We start from the raw sequence: 15,507 nt of genomic DNA on the forward strand, positions 1-15,507 counted from the left end.
GAGCAGCCTCCTTATGACACTTCCTTCAATCTCTGCATGCCGGCAGGTGTCAGTTTTCGCTCTGCCACCGCCAGCACATAATTAATCACAATTGCCAATATCGTAACGGGGGCGGCACCCCCGATGATATATTCCGGCTGATATAAATTCAGCCCGATAAAAATGTAATCACCCAATCCACCGCCTCCGATAAAGGAAGCAAGCGTGGCCCAGCCGATTAAGTAAATTGTCGATGTTCTGATTCCCGCCATAATAACAGGCGCGGCAAGCGGCAGCTCCACAAGGCGGACTTGTTCAGCCGGTGTCATTCCGATACCTTTTCCAGACTCGAGCAGATTTTTATTGACGCCGCGAATCCCGGTATACGTGTTGCGGAGAATCGGCAATACGGAATAAAAAAACAAAGCCGCAATGGCCGGAACCTTCCCGACACCGAGAAGCGGAATAAAGAAAGCGAGAATCGCCAGACTCGGCAGCGTCTGAATGATATTGATGATGCCAATCATCGTGCCGGCTCCCTTTTTCATTCTAGTAAGCACAACCCCAAGGGGCACTGCAGCAAGTACGCCTAAAATGACAGCAATGAGCGATATCGTGATATGCTCATATGTTTTGTAAAGGAGCTCTCCTCCGTTGTTTTGCAAAAATTGCACAATATGATTCACTACTGACCGCCTCCCTATGACAACACCGCAAGCTGCTTTTCTTCTCCCCAAAGAGAGTCATACACGATGTCGACAAGACTCGCTCTCGTCACAATTCCGATTAAACGCCGATTTTCATCCACCACAGGGACATATTTAACACCTCGTTTTAAAATTTTGCGGACGGTGTCGCGCAGCAGTGTGCCGCCCAATACTGTGTAAAGATCTTGATGTAAAACCTCTCCTACGAGATTCGCTTTTTTCCGGCATTGGTCAATGATCTCAACATCGACATAGCCTTGCAGCATGTCTCCGTCATCGACGACAAGCAGTGAATCGACACGCTCCTTCCTCATGAGCTGTATCGCTTCAGAAAGCGTTTTATCCGCTGCGATCGTCACAGGCTGTGTGTTCATAATCTGGTCAACCCGCTCCACATCCGGGCTGGATGACTGGATCAGCCGCTCCTTGCCGATAAATTCCTCAACAAATTCGTCCGCGGGATTTCTCAAAATATCATCTGGCGTTCCGACTTGAACGATTTCTCCCGCTTTTAAAATCACAATCCGGTCTGCCAGTTTAATGGCTTCATCCATATCGTGGGTAACAAATACGATGGTTTTATGTAAGGTTTTTTGCAGTTTTTTGAATTCTTCCTGAAGGGAATCCCTCGTAATCGGGTCGAGCGCCCCAAACGGTTCATCCATTAAGATAAGCGGCGGCTCTGCGGCAAGTGCCCGTAATACACCAATTCGCTGCTGCTGCCCCCCGCTTAATTCATGAGGGTAACGGTCTAAATATTCAGGCCCCATATCGACCAATTTCAGAAGTTCACGCGCCCGCTCTTTCCGCTTGTGCTCCGGCCATTTCAGCAGTTTCGGCACGAGTGAGATGTTCTGCTGAATGGTCATATGGGGGAACAGGCCGATCTGCTGAATGACATAGCCGATCTTACGCCTCAGCTCAACGGGATCCTGTTCCATGATGTTTTCGCCGTCAATGAAAATCTTGCCGGCGGAAGGCTCGATTAATCGGTTAATCATTTTCATTGTTGTCGTTTTTCCGCAGCCGCTCGGGCCGATAAAACAGATAAATTCGCCTTTTTCAATCTTAAGATTCACATTGTTCACGGCTTTTTTGCCGCCTTTGTATGTTTTCGAGACATTTTCTAATGTCAGCAAACATCGCACCTCCAAAGTTAAGTTTATTCAATTTGTTCAGTTTATATTTAATTTTTCAGACAATTGAATGCTTCCCATTATAGAATAAAGTTTATAAATTAAAAAGTTTACAATTTGTTCATATTTTTTATAAAGTATGTATAAATGATGATTTACCCGCATTGACCTGTAATGATCTCCTTATTGCTCCCGTTTCCTGCCAAATTCTCATATTACAGCATTTCCGCCGCATCAAAAATGTGGTATATTGACATCGGAATTGTTAGCTGAAAGGATTGAAACCGTTGGAGAAAGATCCGTTAACGATCATTGAACAAGCTGAGGACCATTTAATAGAACGAATCGCAGAAAACATGCATGCATTTGGAATGCCCTCTACGGTTGGACGTGTGCTGGGCATTATTTATATGAATCGAAAACCGATGACGCTGGCTGAATTGTCTGAAGCGACCGGCATGAGCAAAACTCGCATGAGCCAAGTTGTGCGGGAAATGCTAGATGCCAACATCGCTGAGAAAGTATTCGAAAAGGGCGTGCGAAAAGATTTATATGAGGTTGAGCAGGATTACTACCAAACGTTTATCACGCTGTTTTCAGCCACTTGGGGCAAAGTCGTCAGCAAAAACAAAATGATGCATAAAAAACTCAATCGGGAGCTGCTCAGCATCTTAGAAGAAGAGCTTACTCCTGAAGCTGAAGAAAAAGTGAATGAGCTGCTGAAGGAACTAAAGGAGTGGCTTGATTATTATCATTGGCTCAGCCGTTTGATTGAGTTTTTTGAGAGCGAAGAGATTTTTAAATATGTGCCGAAGCCGTAAAAAACGCCCTGTCTTAAACAAGGCGTTTTTTCTTATGCGGCGCCGGCCAATTTTTTCTTCTTTTTAATTGGGCTTAACACGCGTTCCAGCCAGCCCATCACCAAATCGGCAACCACCGCCATCAGGGCCGTGGGGATGGCTCCCGCTAATATAATCGCGGTGCCGTTTGTTGCGTTTGATCCCCTGACGATGATATCCCCGAGTCCGCCTGCGCCAACAAATGTCCCGATGGCCGTAATGCCGATGGAGATGACAAGCGCGGTGCGAAGGCCGGCCATGATGACAGAAAGCGCAAGCGGAAGCTCAACCATCCGCAGCACTTGAAATTTTGTCATTCCCATCGCTTTTCCGGATTCCAGATAGGCATGTTCAATGCTGATAATGCCTGTATACGTATTTCTGATAATCGGCAGAAGAGAATACAGAAATAATGACAATATCACCGTATTAGCACCCAGCCCCATGACGAGCATCAGTACGGCGAGCATGGCGAGAGCCGGGATGGTCTGAATGACATTCGTCACCGCAAAAATCCATCCGCTTAATCTTCTGTACCTGGCTATCAGGATGCCGAGCGGAACCCCAACAATGGCGGCAAACAAAACGCCGTACACCGACATCAGAAAATGACGGTAAAACTCCTGCAGCACGTAACCGCCGTTTTGCGAATAGTAAGTGCCAAGCTGCTGTATTACGTCCATATGATCCACCTCTTTTCTTAGTCAAAATAATGGTGTTTCTCTAAAAATTCCTTCGCTACGACAGATGGCTCCTTCAGCTTGCCATCCACCTCATAGTTCAGCTCCTGCATCGTTTCCGTATCGATTTGCCCAATCAGCTTATCGATCACACCCTCAAGCTCGGGATGTTCCTTAAGCACCTTTTCCGGAATCACCGGTGAGCAGTCATACGGCGGGAAAAACCGCTTATCGTCTTTTAAGATTTTCAGATCGTAGGCTTTAATCCGTCCATCTGTTGAATAAGCAAGAACGGCGTCCATTTTTCCGTTTTTGACTGCGTCATAGACAAGTCCGATCTGCATCGGATAGGTTGTGCCGAACTCAAATCCATACGTGCTGACAAAGCCTTTATATCCGTCGCCTTTCCGTTTCAGCCAGGCATTGTCGACGCCCAGTTTATATTCGGAAGCGTTTTTCTTCAGGTCAGATACTGTGCTGATATGCTCCTTTTCCGCAAACTTTTTTGTCACGGTAAAGGCATATGTGTTATCAAATCCGTAGGAATCAAACCATTTATAGGAAAAGCGTTTTTCAAATTCATTCTGCACAATGTTCAGCGCTTTTTTCGGATTTTTCTCCGCTTCCTTGCCGAGGGTGCTTGTTAAATCCGTCCCGGAATAACGCGTGGCAGAAATATCAATATCTCCGCCGATCATCGCTTGGTGCTGAACATAGTTTGAGCCGAGGTTTTTGACTAAAGCCGTATTTAAATCGGTATCATGTTCAATAAGCTGCGCGATCATATTCGCTACAATTTCTGATTCTGTCATGCTTTGCGCCCCGATTTTGATTGTATCGTCTGATGCGCCGCCCAGTCCCGGCAGAGAACAGCCGCCGAGCAGCAGGACAAAGACGAGCGCGAACGCGCCAAGCCATTTGATTTTTTTCGTTTTCAAAAGAGCCAACTCCTTACGAAACTTCCTTCATCCCTTGCAATCCTTTCGGCGTCACCTTTCGTTCTGTCACGGCCAGCACGTAATCAATGATAATGGCCAGAATGGTGACCGGCACGGCGCCTCCGATAATATATTCAGGCTGATACAGGTTCAGGCCGATAAAAATATAATCCCCGAGACCGCCTCCCCCGATAAACGACGCTAATGTCGCCCAGCCGATTAGATAAATGGTTGACGTGCGGATTCCTGCCATAATGATCGGAATCGCCAGCGGGATTTCGACGAGCCGAATCTGCTCCCAGCCGGTCATGCCAATCCCTTTGCCCGATTCCAGCAGATTTTTGTTGACCCCTTTGATACCGGTGTACGTATTGCGCAGGATCGGCAGCACCGAATAGAAAAATAAAGCGACAATCGCAGGCACTTTTCCTACACCGAGAAGCGGAATAAAAAAGGCTAAAATCGCCAGACTCGGCAGGGTTTGCACAATGTTTGCGACGCCTATTATCGCGCCTGCGCCTTTTTTCATTCTAGTGAGAGCGACGCCGAGCGGCACGGCGACAATAATGCCCAATACAACGGCTATGAGTGAAATATATAAATGCTCTCCTGTTTTATACAGCAGCTCTCCGCCGTTTGTTTGCAAAAAAGTCATCATTTGATTCATCTTAAAAGAGCCCCTCCCCTGGTCAGATCGTCATGAGCTGGTCTTCTTCGCCCCATATGGAATCGTATACGATATCAACAAGGCTCGCTCTCGTCACAATTCCTGCTAAACGGTTCTCCTCATCCACCACAGGAACATACTTCATTCCCTGCTTTAAGATTTTCCGGACCGTATCACGAAGAAGCGCTCCTTTTTGCACGGTATATATATCCGAGCGGTATACATCGCCAACGATGCTCGCTTTTTTGCGGTTTTGATCAATCATTTCCACATCAACGTAGCCCATCAGCACATTTTGCCGGTCCACAACGAGCAGCGAGTCGACACGTTTTTCTCTCATCAGCTGAATCGCCTGGGAAAGCGTTTTGTCCGCCGATACCGTCACAGGTGTTCTGTTCATCATTTGCTCAACCCGCTCGATATCCGGTCTTGACTGGATCAGACGCTCTTTCCCGATAAATTCTTCAACAAATTCATTTGCCGGATTCCTGAGAATCTCATCAGGTGTGCCGATTTGAACAATTTCTCCCGCTTTTAAAATCACAATCCGGTCCGCAAGCTTAATCGCTTCATCCATATCGTGGGTTACAAACACAATCGTTTTGTGTAAGGTTCTCTGCAGCTTTTTGAATTCTTCCTGAAGGGAATCACGCGTAATCGGATCAAGCGCTCCGAACGGTTCATCCATTAAAATGAGAGGGGGTTCCGCGGCCAGTGCGCGCAGCACGCCGATTCTTTGCTGCTGTCCGCCGCTGAGCTCATGGGGATAACGGTCTAAATATTCCGGGCCCATATCCACAAGCTTTAACAGCTCTCGCGCCCGTTCTTTCCGTTTGTCTTCAGGCCATTTCAGCAGTTTAGGCACGAGTGAGATGTTCTGCTGGATGGTCATATGGGGGAACAAACCAATTTGCTGAATGACATAGCCGATTTTTCTCCTCAGCTCAACCGGGTTCTGTTCCATAATATTTTCTCCGTCGATAAAGATCTTTCCTGACGATGGCTCAATCAATCTATTAATCATTTTCATCGTCGTCGTTTTTCCGCAGCCGCTCGGGCCGATAAAACAGATAAATTCACCCTTGACAATATCTAAATCAATGCTGTTCACAGCTTTTTTGCCGCCTTTATATACTTTTGACACTTGCTCCAATTTCAGCAATCCGTGCACCTCCGCAGGTTTCCTTTAAATTTTCTGAAAAGTATAATCTTTATTATAGTTTGAACTTTATAAAATAAAAAGTTTACAATGTGTTGAAATTATATGTTATTTACAGGTTATATATTGTTATGACTAAGACAGAAAGGGTGTTCTTACAATTACGCCGGATACCTCCCTCTTCCTCCACATTCTGCTATTTTCAACAACTGGCAGGAATATGATATATTGACACCATCAATTGCCATTTGAAGGGATGATCCGGTGTGGAAAAAACTGCTCTCAACATCATTGAACATGCTGAAGAGCATCTCATTGAGAAGATTGCCGAAAATATGCATACGTTTGGAATGCCTTCGACTGTCGGGCGTGTGCTTGGAATTATTTATATGAATCGAAAACCGATGACATTAAGCGAGCTCTCTGAGGCAACGGGGATGAGTAAAACACGGATGAGCCAGGTTGTCCGTGAAATGATTGACGCCAATATTGCCGAAAAGGTGTTTGAAAAGGGCGTACGAAAAGACCTTTATGACGTCGAGCAGGATTATTATCAAACCTTCATTTCTTTATTTGCGGCGAATTGGACAAAGGCCGTGAACAAAAACAAAGTGCTGTATAAAAAATTAAACCGGGAGCTGACTGATCTTTTACAAAGGGACGGGCTTACCCCGGAAGCGGAAGAGCGGGTCAATCAGCTGCTGAATGAATTAAAAGAATGGCTTCATTACTATGACTGGCTGAGCAGGCTGATTGAATTTTTTGAGAGTGAGGAAATCTTTCAGTATGTGCCGAAAACAAAAGAAAGCAGCTCTCTAAAATAAGGGAGCTGCTTTTTTGCATTATGATTTTAAGATCGGAAACATGCCATTCAGTCCGGCACCGATCATTCCGACCGCAACTACGGCTAAGATTAATCCCATCAGTCTGGTAATCACGTTCATCTCGGTTTTCCCGAGTTTGCTGCTGATGAAAGAAGAATAGTGGAAAAAGAGAAAGGTCAGGACAATAACAGCAGCTATGCCAATCAAGACAGCCGCATAATGACCAATGCCGCCATGTCCGGCGGAAAGGCTCATCACTGTTGCAATCGTTCCGGGCCCGGCAATAATCGGAATGGATAAAGGTGTGACTGAAATATCCGCTTTTTCCTTGCTTTCCCTATGTTCATCATGATGAAGAGACTGCACGTGCGACTGTTTCGCATTCAATAGATTATAGGCAATGCCGAAAATGAATATGCCGCCCGCCACCCGAAGCGCGTGAATATTGATATCAAACAGTTTAAAGATCAGATGGCCGAAAACCAAAAAAGCCGCCAAAATAAAAAAGGATAAAATCGATGCTTTCCGGGCAATCGATTTTCTTTCCGCAGCTGAATAGCCCTCAGTCAGCGTCAGAAAGATCGGTACGTTTCCGATCGGATTGGATACTGCAAATAAAGAAATGAAGACATGAACGATGAATGAGAACATCATAAACCTCCTTGTTGTTAGTGTTTGCACAGGATAAAGAAATATTCTTCTCCCTTTACCCGGAAATGATTTCTCTATAAACGCTGATAGCCTCTCCATACTGCAATGGGAGTGATAAGTTGGACAGGAAGATGGATACAGAAGTGTTTAAAAAATGACAGCAGATATACCGGGTTTTTCTGATATCGGAAAATGACGACCATAACAAAAGACACGGCTGAAATGGAACTCGTGTCTTTTTTATGCGGCATTTTTGTATGAATATTGGTTACTTTACAACTTTTTTCTTTTATAATAAAACTATTAGTCTATTTTCCCTATAACACAGGTAAAGGAGTTATTTTATGTATTGTCCTCAATGCGGCCATCAAACAGATGGCGGAAAGTTTTGTGAGAAATGCGGATCGCCGCTCCCTGGTCAATCAGGCCAGCAGCAGGCAGCGCAAACCGGAGCTGCTGCAAAGCAAGCGGCAAAGCAATTTGGTTCATTTGTCTTGGCCGTCCTGAAACGCCCTTATCAGGAGTGTAAAACAACAGGCGGAGAACAGCTGATCAGCGCGATCATCACGTTGGTTCTTTTCAGTTTGCTGACCCCTTTGATGTTTTATATTCTTTTTTCAGACGGTCCCGGAAGCGTAAGCTTTACAGCAGTCTTCTTAGAGCCAACCATTTATTTTATTTTATTTCTATTTGGTTTGCATGCATTAATCTTTTTCGCCTTAAAAATCGCGGGAAATCAAGTTTCTTTTAAGGATTCATTCTCCAGGTTCGGAGCGTTTCTCATACCGTTTACGGCTATTTTGATTCTTGCCCTTTTCTTCTTTTTATTACATACAGACATTTGCTTTACCATATTAGCCGTTGGTTTAATCGGTGCATTCTTCGCCATCCCTCCTGCGATGCTGAGCAGTTACCAGCATTCATATAAAGGAAAATTTGATATCATTTACTCAACGATTGTGATTTATTTGATCATCTGCGTTACATTTCAGCTCATTATCGAACACTATGTCAAAGAGATTTTCCGTTATATGCTCTTTTAAAAAAACACCCCCCATCACCTGCTGGTAATGGGGGGTGTTTTTATTGAATTGAGGTTAAGTAAATTCTTTTGTTTTTCACTACGCCGGTATAGGTCCAATTATACGTTCTGAGCTTTGGACTACCGCCTGATTTTGTGATATAGAATTCTTCATACGTCTTAATCGTGATAGCCGATCCATTTTGGCTCCAGCTTTTCACTTCATAGTTATTAAAGTCTTCTGTTGTCCCCTCTTTATTCAGCTTCGTTACGAGATGCTGCTGGTCGGAATAAAGGGAACTGCCTTTTTCCAGGCTGTCTTCCATCAATGAAAAATTATTTTGGTTTACGGCATCTGCCTGGCTTTGCAGATAACTGCCCATGAATAATGTGACCTGTTCATCTGTCACATCACCGCTTGCTGAGCTTTCGCTGTCTTTATTTTTGGAGCCTGCCCAAGCGGATGTGTACGTCTCAGGTTTGTCATTTTTGATTTTCTTTATATTTGTACCGGCAGATTCGAATGTTGATTCTGCATCTTCGAACATCCACTTTTTCTGTTTTTTATCATATGAAAGGAGATATTCGTAACTTGGGCTGTCATCAGTCATTTCTGGTTTTGAATAGTCGCTGTACGAAGAAGACTGGTGAAGTTCTTTCCCAGTTACCGATGCCTGCCACGTCCCATCGTTTTTCTGAGAGAGCGCAAACGTGTCCAGGTCAAAATCAGTTTCTAAGTATTTATCTTTTAAGTAGGAATCCGTATTTTTCATAGAATCGACGGTATCCTTCGTTTCTGCTTTCCATTTGGCACTGGCCTCTGTCATCTGGGCTGTATTCCCATCTGACAGCGCTTTGGAGTACTGTTTTGTTGTTTTGACAATCGTGTTCATAATCGTTTCTTGTGTATCTTGATCAGGAATTAACGTTAACTCCATTTCTTTATGATCGATCGGAACGCCCGCTGTTTTTGATTTCCCCCATGGGAATTCCGCCTCGACTGAAGCCGTCATGGATCCATCTGTCAGAAGAGGACCGTATGTGACGGATTTGAACGGATCTTTATGAATCGACTTGCCATTAATCAGCAACTCTCCCTTCCCGCTCTTAATGTCATCCGCTAAGCTGAATGTGACATTGTCCGCTTCCAATGAGAGATCAACACGAAAGCTGTTATCGCCAACCGCTTGAATGTCTTCTTTTTTCACAAGATCGACGACATCGTTTTTCAGTTTGGCTGAGACTGTATATTCGCCGGGAATATATGGTCCGAGAGTTTGTGCTTGATCCGCTTTCTTTATAGATCCGGCTTCCTCTTTATTGACATATAGATCGGTATTTTTATAATTGCTGCTTACTTCAAAATAAACAGGTGCTACCTTTAAATCATAATGATCAAATACGAGCAAGCTTTTTCCGTCTTTCTCCGCGTATACGATATCCTTTTGGGCTGTTTCAGCACGCAGCGATGCAAATAGCTCATCTTTTTTGTCCGGGTGTTCCTTCAAATATGTAAGAAACGGTTTTACATTATTTTTAGTCAGCTTAAGTTTGTCATTTACCGGCGTAAGGAGAGAGGCGATTTGCTCTTTATCCTCATTCTTTACAGCCTCTTCAAATTTGTTGACTAACCTATCCTTTGACGTAAAGTACGCCCCGGTTTTATATGCAGCGAATAATATAACGCACGCTGCGGCAATGCTGCTCCATAAAATGATGGTTTTCTTAGGGATGGGTTTTCGCGGAACCTGCCTCGATTCAGCAGTGCTTGCTGTTTCTTGATTTGCCTGTCTGCTGCCCCCTCCAATCGGGGTGCCGCATTCTTTACAAAACTTGGCTCCTTCATTATTTTGAGAGCCGCAATATTTACAAAAAAACATGACTTTCCTCCTATTCTACTATTTTGATGACATTTACTGCTTTTCATATTTTATAATAAAACAGAATGAAATTGGGAACGAATGAAAAAATTAAATGTCTATCAGACTAAAAAGGTGGAATGAATATGCAAAAGCTTAGGGTTCAATTAGCTAAAAAAACAAATGACGAATTATACGACTTATTGCTGCTCGCCGATCCGTCCAAAGACATTGTAGACGAATATCTTGAGAGAGGAGAATGTTACACGGCTTGGTCCGGTGATGAGCTTGCAGGTGTTTATGTATTGCTGAAAACAAGGCCGCAAACAGTTGAAATTGTAAATATTGCCGTAAAAGAATCTCTTCAGAAGAAGGGCTTTGGCAAACAGCTTGTACGAGACGCCATCGAAAAGGCAAAGGAGCTGGGTGCGGATACGATTGAAATCGGCACGGGGAATTCCAGCATTCATCAGCTGTCTCTCTACCAAAAATGCGGATTCCGCCTTCAGGCGATTGACCACGATTTCTTTGTCAGACATTATGATGAGGACATTTTTGAAAACGGAATTCAATGCCGCGATATGGTAAGGCTGTATTTGGATCTTTAATAAAAGAGCTGCCGTATGATCATCGGCAGCTCTTTTCTATTGAAATTAAAAATACTGATTCGCTTTTTTTCCGGCATCTCTCTGCATTCCCTGTCTCACTGACAGTATGAAAAAAGTAAGCGTGAGGGTCAGACCGACAGCCAGAAAAATATAATCAGCGTCCATAACCACAAGAAGCACTGTATAAGCAGCTGCTGATAGAGGTTCTCCCATCTTTACGATAGAAAAAATAAGCGCGAATATCCTCCCGAAGTATTCAGTCGGAACCGTCTTTTGAAAATACAGAACCGTTTGCACATCAATATAGGAAATGATGACGCCCAGCACTAAAAAAATGGCGCATTCCAGCCCGTTAAGCGAAAAAAACAAAAACATCATGAGCAGTCCTACCGCTGTTAACGTTCTGGGATAGAGCCGTTCTAGCCGCTTGGTATTCCACTTGAAAAATACAGCCAGATTCCCTAAGAGCATCCCGCCCTGAAACATTGAATACATGATGGCGAACCATACGGAATAGTTCTCATGAAAACGTTCCACTGCAAGAATCGGCCCCATTACAGAAATAAACCCGGCAATGACAAGATTCACGATAAAAAAATAACCGACAGCAGTCATCCAAGATGAGTTGCTTTTCAGCATTCTGTACCCTGTCTTAAGGGCTTCTGCCCCTTTGCTTTTTAGGCCGGCAGATTCTGAAATTCGAATAAAAGCAATAAATACAGCGGATACAAAAAATGCGGTCCCATTAATGAAAAACAGCAGCCCAAACGGAATCGCCGCAATCAAAACGCCGCTGATCAGCTTTCCAACGATCAGGCCAATAAGCTCGCTTGTATTGATTAAAGAAGTTGCTTGATCGAGATGTTTCTGAGGGACAAGCAGCGGAATAAGCGCCACTTTCGCCGGGGAAAAGAGCATTGATTGCAGCGATAAACAAAATGCGCATACACCAATGATCCATACAGTTAACAAACCGTTCGCGCTAAGGACTGCCAAAAGAATCATGATGACTGCCCTTCCGGTATTACACAAATACAATATCGATTTTTTTCGTAAAGAATCAATTAAGGGACCTGTAAACATTCCGAAGGTCAGGGGAACAAGCTCGATAAAAGAAATCACTCCGACTAATATTTTACTTCCGGTCAAATCGAGCACAAGGAGCGGAAGCGCAATAAGCCAGACGCCATCCGCCGCAGAAGAAAATACTTGTGCAGACCAAAGCCTTGCATAATTTGGTGTTCGATATGCCGAATCACGTCGTTTTTTGATCTTCATCAGAAGCACCGCCGAACCATTCTAATGTTCTCCATGATTCTTTTCTTTGTGTATAGTCCTCTTCCATCACTTCAAATACGATACCCGTGCCGTCATCGCGGTGTATTTCCTTTAACTTCTCCGCTGCTTGTCTGAGCAACGATTCATTAATCGTTCCCTCCGCAGGATGGCTCCCTTCAAAACAGCGGACATCGCCATGCGGGAAGGCTAGCTGGCGAAACGAACTGAAATGATAATGTTTTATGCTTTCCTGTAAGCTAAGAAACTGAAAAAAATCAGGGTATCTCAGTTTTTCATCCCTGAACATAAGTGATGATGACAGATGTGTCTGATAGGTAATGGCCCAATGACACAGATCCCATGTAATGCCGACATGTTTTAATCCGAGCTGAATCAGTTCCTCAAAATCCTCGGGATAAATAAATATCGGGTCAAAGTCTTCGCCCAAATTCCCGATAATCGGCAGATTTTCGACTCCAATCCATATATCCGTGCCCTTCAGTTCATCATCAAACGCAGCAAAAAATTCAATGACTTTTCTCCGGTTTCCTTCTAAATCATAGCCTTGGAATTCTTCAACGGACATAAACTGATTGGCATGAACAGTGATGCCCTTAGCGCCGTACATATCCGCAAGCTCTGCAAATTGCAGCAGACGGTCCTTTATATGCGCTTTGTGAACATAATCCGCATTGTCGGTGGGAAAATGAAGCGTTAATAATGACGGCTCAAGCTGTTTTGTGTAATCAAGTGCCCGCTTAAAAGTTTTCACATAATCGGTTTCTTCAAACGATTTTCCGTCGAAGATGTTGGCTTCAAGACCGTATCCTGCTTCGACCCACTTTTTATCGATTTGCTTCGGGTCTAACCCGAAAAACGGTATTTGCGCAATCATCCGTCACCACGTCCCTCTCACAAGCATAAATGCTTCTGCTGCAGAAAAACCCGATTTTGCTCCCCATACGTACGCGTTATTTTCTATCGCTTGCAAGGATCGCGGATGCGGGAAATCCCTCAGCTCTGAATCATAGAACGCCATAGCCTTCAGCTTCAGTTCAAGCTCTTCTTCTATATTAATGAAGAAATTTGCATGGAATTGATCCTTATTCAAGTAGTTCCACTCAGTCGAGGATAACGTTTCGTATGCGAGAACCTGTTTTACGGAATGACCCGGAAGCGGGCGGGTTGCTGTCATCACCGCTCTGAATACGACAGCATGGTCAATATTAATGTCACCGCCGTATTGTGTATATACGATATCGGGCTGAAACCGTTCAATTTGTTTTTCTGCTTCTTTTACGACATCTAGCAAATCCATTGAATCAAGCCTGTTATCAGGAAGATTCAACCTGACAAAATCGCTTATGCCGAGCGTGCTAAGCGCTTGTTCCGTCTCACTATAGGAATGCTGCATGATCGAATCACAAGGTTTTTCATAATCTTCTTTTCTAGACGATTTACCTTCAGCCATAATGACAGCCGACACACTGTCTCCTTGGCGGACATGTTTCGCCAATGCTCCGCCGACGCCGATAATTTCATCGTCCGGGTGCGCCGCAAATACCATTACTTTCATCATATTGTCCCCCTTTAATTAACGTTTCGGAAATATCCGCTCCGCAATTCATAAGCATATCAAGCATAGAGAGATGAGGAATGTGCTCCCCGAACAGCTGTGGATACTGTATGGCTCTGATTTGCTGGTATTCGATTGTAATTCCGCTTTTATCAAAATCACTTTCTATTAAATAGTCTGATCCTTGGCTGCCTGAATAATAGTGATCAGCCCCAAGTTCCTTACAAAGCGCGAGCACAAAATCACTCTTTTTTTCATTTTGGCATTCAAGCTCCGACACATAGCAAATTGGCGTCGATATACGAAGTTCCCGCAGAAAAAAATCAATGATGAACATATTTAAATCATGAAGGTACTCCCATTCCCGCTGATAGACATCTTTAAAAAACATTTGATATTCCTCGAAATAGGGAGCTTTCGCATAATTCATTTTAATCGCCATCCAGTGTTTCTTCCGCCAGTCCTGTTCTTGATCGATTTTCATATCACGAAGTCTGATATCCTTGTAATTTTTCATTTGCAGAGGAACAGTCAGCCACATCGGGCCTTGGGATGTTTTAATCCTGTTCCGATTGAGAAATCCCTTTTTCTCAAACTGGGCTGTATCGTGAATCGCAAATACATCTGATTTGTAGATTTTTTCAAAAAAACCATACCATGGGAGATAACTGGATTGATGGCCGCTTACCACCTTTACTCCGCTTCTGTGAAATGTCGACATCGTTTCTCTTCAGCTCCCCAATATCGTTTCGGTCGGGCAATTTCTTTACTATGAGAATATCCAAAATCAACCCATTGCAGTTTCTTGCCGATGGCGAATGATAAAGCGTTGCGCATTAACAAATAAGAGGCCTGCGTTTCTTTTCCGGCAGGGCTGTTTACATTTTGCCAATAATAGAAATGGGAATGGTCATATAGAAAAATACTGCTGCTGATCATTTCACTCTCAAGAAATGCCCCTACCCAAAAGACTTGCCTTCCAAGGCTTTCTAGCAGCTTTTGAAAAAAATCCAGACTCAGCATATAAGCTGCGCCGATAGCTGCTGTATGCGCCTTATACAGTTCGTAAAATTCAGGTATCAACTCCTGTCCGATTAAGCGGACGGACACGCTTTTCTTCTCCGCATATCTGACGGCAGTCCGAGCTTTTCCCGAACAGTTTGTCCATAGCTCTTCAAATGTATCGGGAAGCGTCAATATATGTGTGGCTTTCTCCGCCCATTGTTCTCCCTTTTCTTCGATGAATGAAGTTTGGCCATGCGGAAGCAGGAGCCGCGATAATTTCTGTCCAAATAAAGCCATGATTTCACTTTGCAGCCATTCAAATGAAATCGGACGGTCTGAAATGACACCGCCGTAACCGATCATATTCCCGCTGAGCAAGCCATTCTGCTCAAACACCGGAACATATATCACCTGCCCGCCGTCCGATATCAGCTTAATGGGGTGAAACGAGGTATTGGGGAGCTCTTCCATGAGCTTCCCCCAATCATAGCTTTGAAACAATCCAGTCTGAAATATGCCAGAGGCTCGATCCCATGCTTGACGAGTTACCAAATTCGCTGTGTGTTGCACAATATATCAC

17 protein-coding genes are annotated in these 15,507 nt (G+C 44.0%); 4 read left to right on the plus strand and 13 right to left on the minus strand.

Annotated elements, in window-relative coordinates; all coding sequences use genetic code 11:
• Positions 1-11: 11 nt before the first annotated feature.
• A complete protein-coding gene (gene opuBB, locus G4P54_RS17355) occupies positions 12-665 on the minus strand; it encodes a choline ABC transporter permease OpuBB (protein ID WP_167873348.1) in 654 nt (217 codons plus the stop codon).
• 14 nt (positions 666-679) lie between these two features.
• Complete coding sequence (opuBA, locus tag G4P54_RS17360) at positions 680-1,825, minus strand: choline ABC transporter ATP-binding protein OpuBA (RefSeq protein ID WP_167873349.1); 1,146 nt, start codon at positions 1,823-1,825, stop codon at positions 680-682.
• A 284-nt stretch (positions 1,826-2,109) separates the two neighbouring features.
• Here opuBA and G4P54_RS17365 point away from each other — a divergent pair, with 284 nt between their 5' ends.
• Entirely contained in the window at positions 2,110-2,643 is a 534-nt protein-coding gene (locus G4P54_RS17365) for a GbsR/MarR family transcriptional regulator (protein ID WP_024713508.1), read from the plus strand.
• A 32-nt stretch (positions 2,644-2,675) separates the two neighbouring features.
• On the opposite strand, the gene opuCD is transcribed toward G4P54_RS17365, so the two are convergent.
• The 4 genes from opuCD to opuCA are packed head-to-tail and all read right to left on the minus strand — an operon-like array spanning position 2,676 to position 6,108.
• Complete coding sequence (gene opuCD / locus G4P54_RS17370; protein WP_024713507.1) at positions 2,676-3,344, minus strand: glycine betaine/carnitine/choline/choline sulfate ABC transporter permease OpuCD; 669 nt, start codon at positions 3,342-3,344, stop codon at positions 2,676-2,678.
• Between the two features lie 17 nt (positions 3,345-3,361).
• Positions 3,362-4,279, minus strand: coding sequence for an osmoprotectant ABC transporter substrate-binding lipoprotein OpuCC (opuCC, locus tag G4P54_RS17375; protein ID WP_167873350.1), 918 nt, complete (start codon positions 4,277-4,279; stop codon positions 3,362-3,364).
• Between the two features lie 13 nt (positions 4,280-4,292).
• Positions 4,293-4,946 (minus strand): glycine betaine/carnitine/choline/choline sulfate ABC transporter permease OpuCB, encoded by a 654-nt coding sequence (opuCB, locus tag G4P54_RS17380; RefSeq protein WP_024713505.1) that lies wholly within the window; start codon positions 4,944-4,946, stop codon positions 4,293-4,295.
• A gap of 22 nt (positions 4,947-4,968) precedes the next feature.
• Positions 4,969-6,108: an osmoprotectant ABC transporter ATP-binding protein OpuCA gene (opuCA, locus tag G4P54_RS17385; RefSeq protein WP_167873351.1), complete on the minus strand. Its 1,140-nt coding sequence runs from the start codon at positions 6,106-6,108 to the stop codon at positions 4,969-4,971.
• Between the two features lie 263 nt (positions 6,109-6,371).
• Here opuCA and opcR point away from each other — a divergent pair, with 263 nt between their 5' ends.
• On the plus strand, positions 6,372-6,929 hold the full coding sequence (gene opcR / locus G4P54_RS17390) for an opuC operon transcriptional regulator OpcR (protein WP_167873352.1): 558 nt from the start codon (positions 6,372-6,374) through the stop codon (positions 6,927-6,929).
• 18 nt (positions 6,930-6,947) lie between these two features.
• Here opcR and G4P54_RS17395 read toward each other — a convergent pair whose 3' ends face one another.
• Entirely contained in the window at positions 6,948-7,583 is a 636-nt protein-coding gene (locus G4P54_RS17395; protein WP_081719764.1) for an NAAT family transporter, read from the minus strand.
• Between the two features lie 341 nt (positions 7,584-7,924).
• Here G4P54_RS17395 and G4P54_RS17400 point away from each other — a divergent pair, with 341 nt between their 5' ends.
• Positions 7,925-8,623 (plus strand): zinc ribbon domain-containing protein, encoded by a 699-nt coding sequence (locus G4P54_RS17400; protein ID WP_167873353.1) that lies wholly within the window; start codon positions 7,925-7,927, stop codon positions 8,621-8,623.
• 40 nt (positions 8,624-8,663) lie between these two features.
• On the opposite strand, the gene G4P54_RS17405 is transcribed toward G4P54_RS17400, so the two are convergent.
• Complete coding sequence (locus tag G4P54_RS17405; RefSeq protein ID WP_167873354.1) at positions 8,664-10,481, minus strand: zinc ribbon domain-containing protein; 1,818 nt, start codon at positions 10,479-10,481, stop codon at positions 8,664-8,666.
• 119 nt (positions 10,482-10,600) lie between these two features.
• Here G4P54_RS17405 and G4P54_RS17410 point away from each other — a divergent pair, with 119 nt between their 5' ends.
• On the plus strand, positions 10,601-11,068 hold the full coding sequence (locus G4P54_RS17410) for a GNAT family N-acetyltransferase (RefSeq protein WP_081719763.1): 468 nt from the start codon (positions 10,601-10,603) through the stop codon (positions 11,066-11,068).
• A gap of 45 nt (positions 11,069-11,113) precedes the next feature.
• Here G4P54_RS17410 and G4P54_RS17415 read toward each other — a convergent pair whose 3' ends face one another.
• The 5 genes from G4P54_RS17415 to G4P54_RS17435 are packed head-to-tail and all read right to left on the minus strand — an operon-like array spanning position 11,114 to position 15,497.
• Complete coding sequence (locus G4P54_RS17415) at positions 11,114-12,346, minus strand: MFS transporter (protein WP_167873355.1); 1,233 nt, start codon at positions 12,344-12,346, stop codon at positions 11,114-11,116.
• On the minus strand, positions 12,324-13,241 hold the full coding sequence (locus G4P54_RS17420; protein ID WP_167873356.1) for a sugar phosphate isomerase/epimerase family protein: 918 nt from the start codon (positions 13,239-13,241) through the stop codon (positions 12,324-12,326). The genes G4P54_RS17415 and G4P54_RS17420 overlap by 23 nt, the downstream gene beginning before the upstream one ends.
• Positions 13,242-13,244: 3 nt before the next feature.
• The gene (locus G4P54_RS17425) at positions 13,245-13,922 is read right to left on the minus strand and encodes a PIG-L deacetylase family protein (RefSeq protein WP_167873908.1); all 678 of its coding nucleotides are present in this window, start codon (positions 13,920-13,922) and stop codon (positions 13,245-13,247) included.
• Positions 13,885-14,643, minus strand: coding sequence for a WbqC family protein (locus G4P54_RS17430; RefSeq protein ID WP_024713495.1), 759 nt, complete (start codon positions 14,641-14,643; stop codon positions 13,885-13,887). The genes G4P54_RS17425 and G4P54_RS17430 overlap by 38 nt, the downstream gene beginning before the upstream one ends.
• Positions 14,616-15,497 carry a GNAT family N-acetyltransferase gene (locus G4P54_RS17435; RefSeq protein WP_167873357.1) on the minus strand — a complete coding sequence of 294 codons (882 nt, stop codon included), beginning with the start codon at positions 15,495-15,497 and terminating at the stop codon, positions 14,616-14,618. The genes G4P54_RS17430 and G4P54_RS17435 overlap by 28 nt, the downstream gene beginning before the upstream one ends.
• Positions 15,498-15,507 lie beyond the last annotated feature (10 nt).

This window comes from Bacillus tequilensis (assembly GCF_012225885.1).
Taxonomy (GTDB): Bacteria; Bacillota; Bacilli; order Bacillales; family Bacillaceae; genus Bacillus; species Bacillus tequilensis.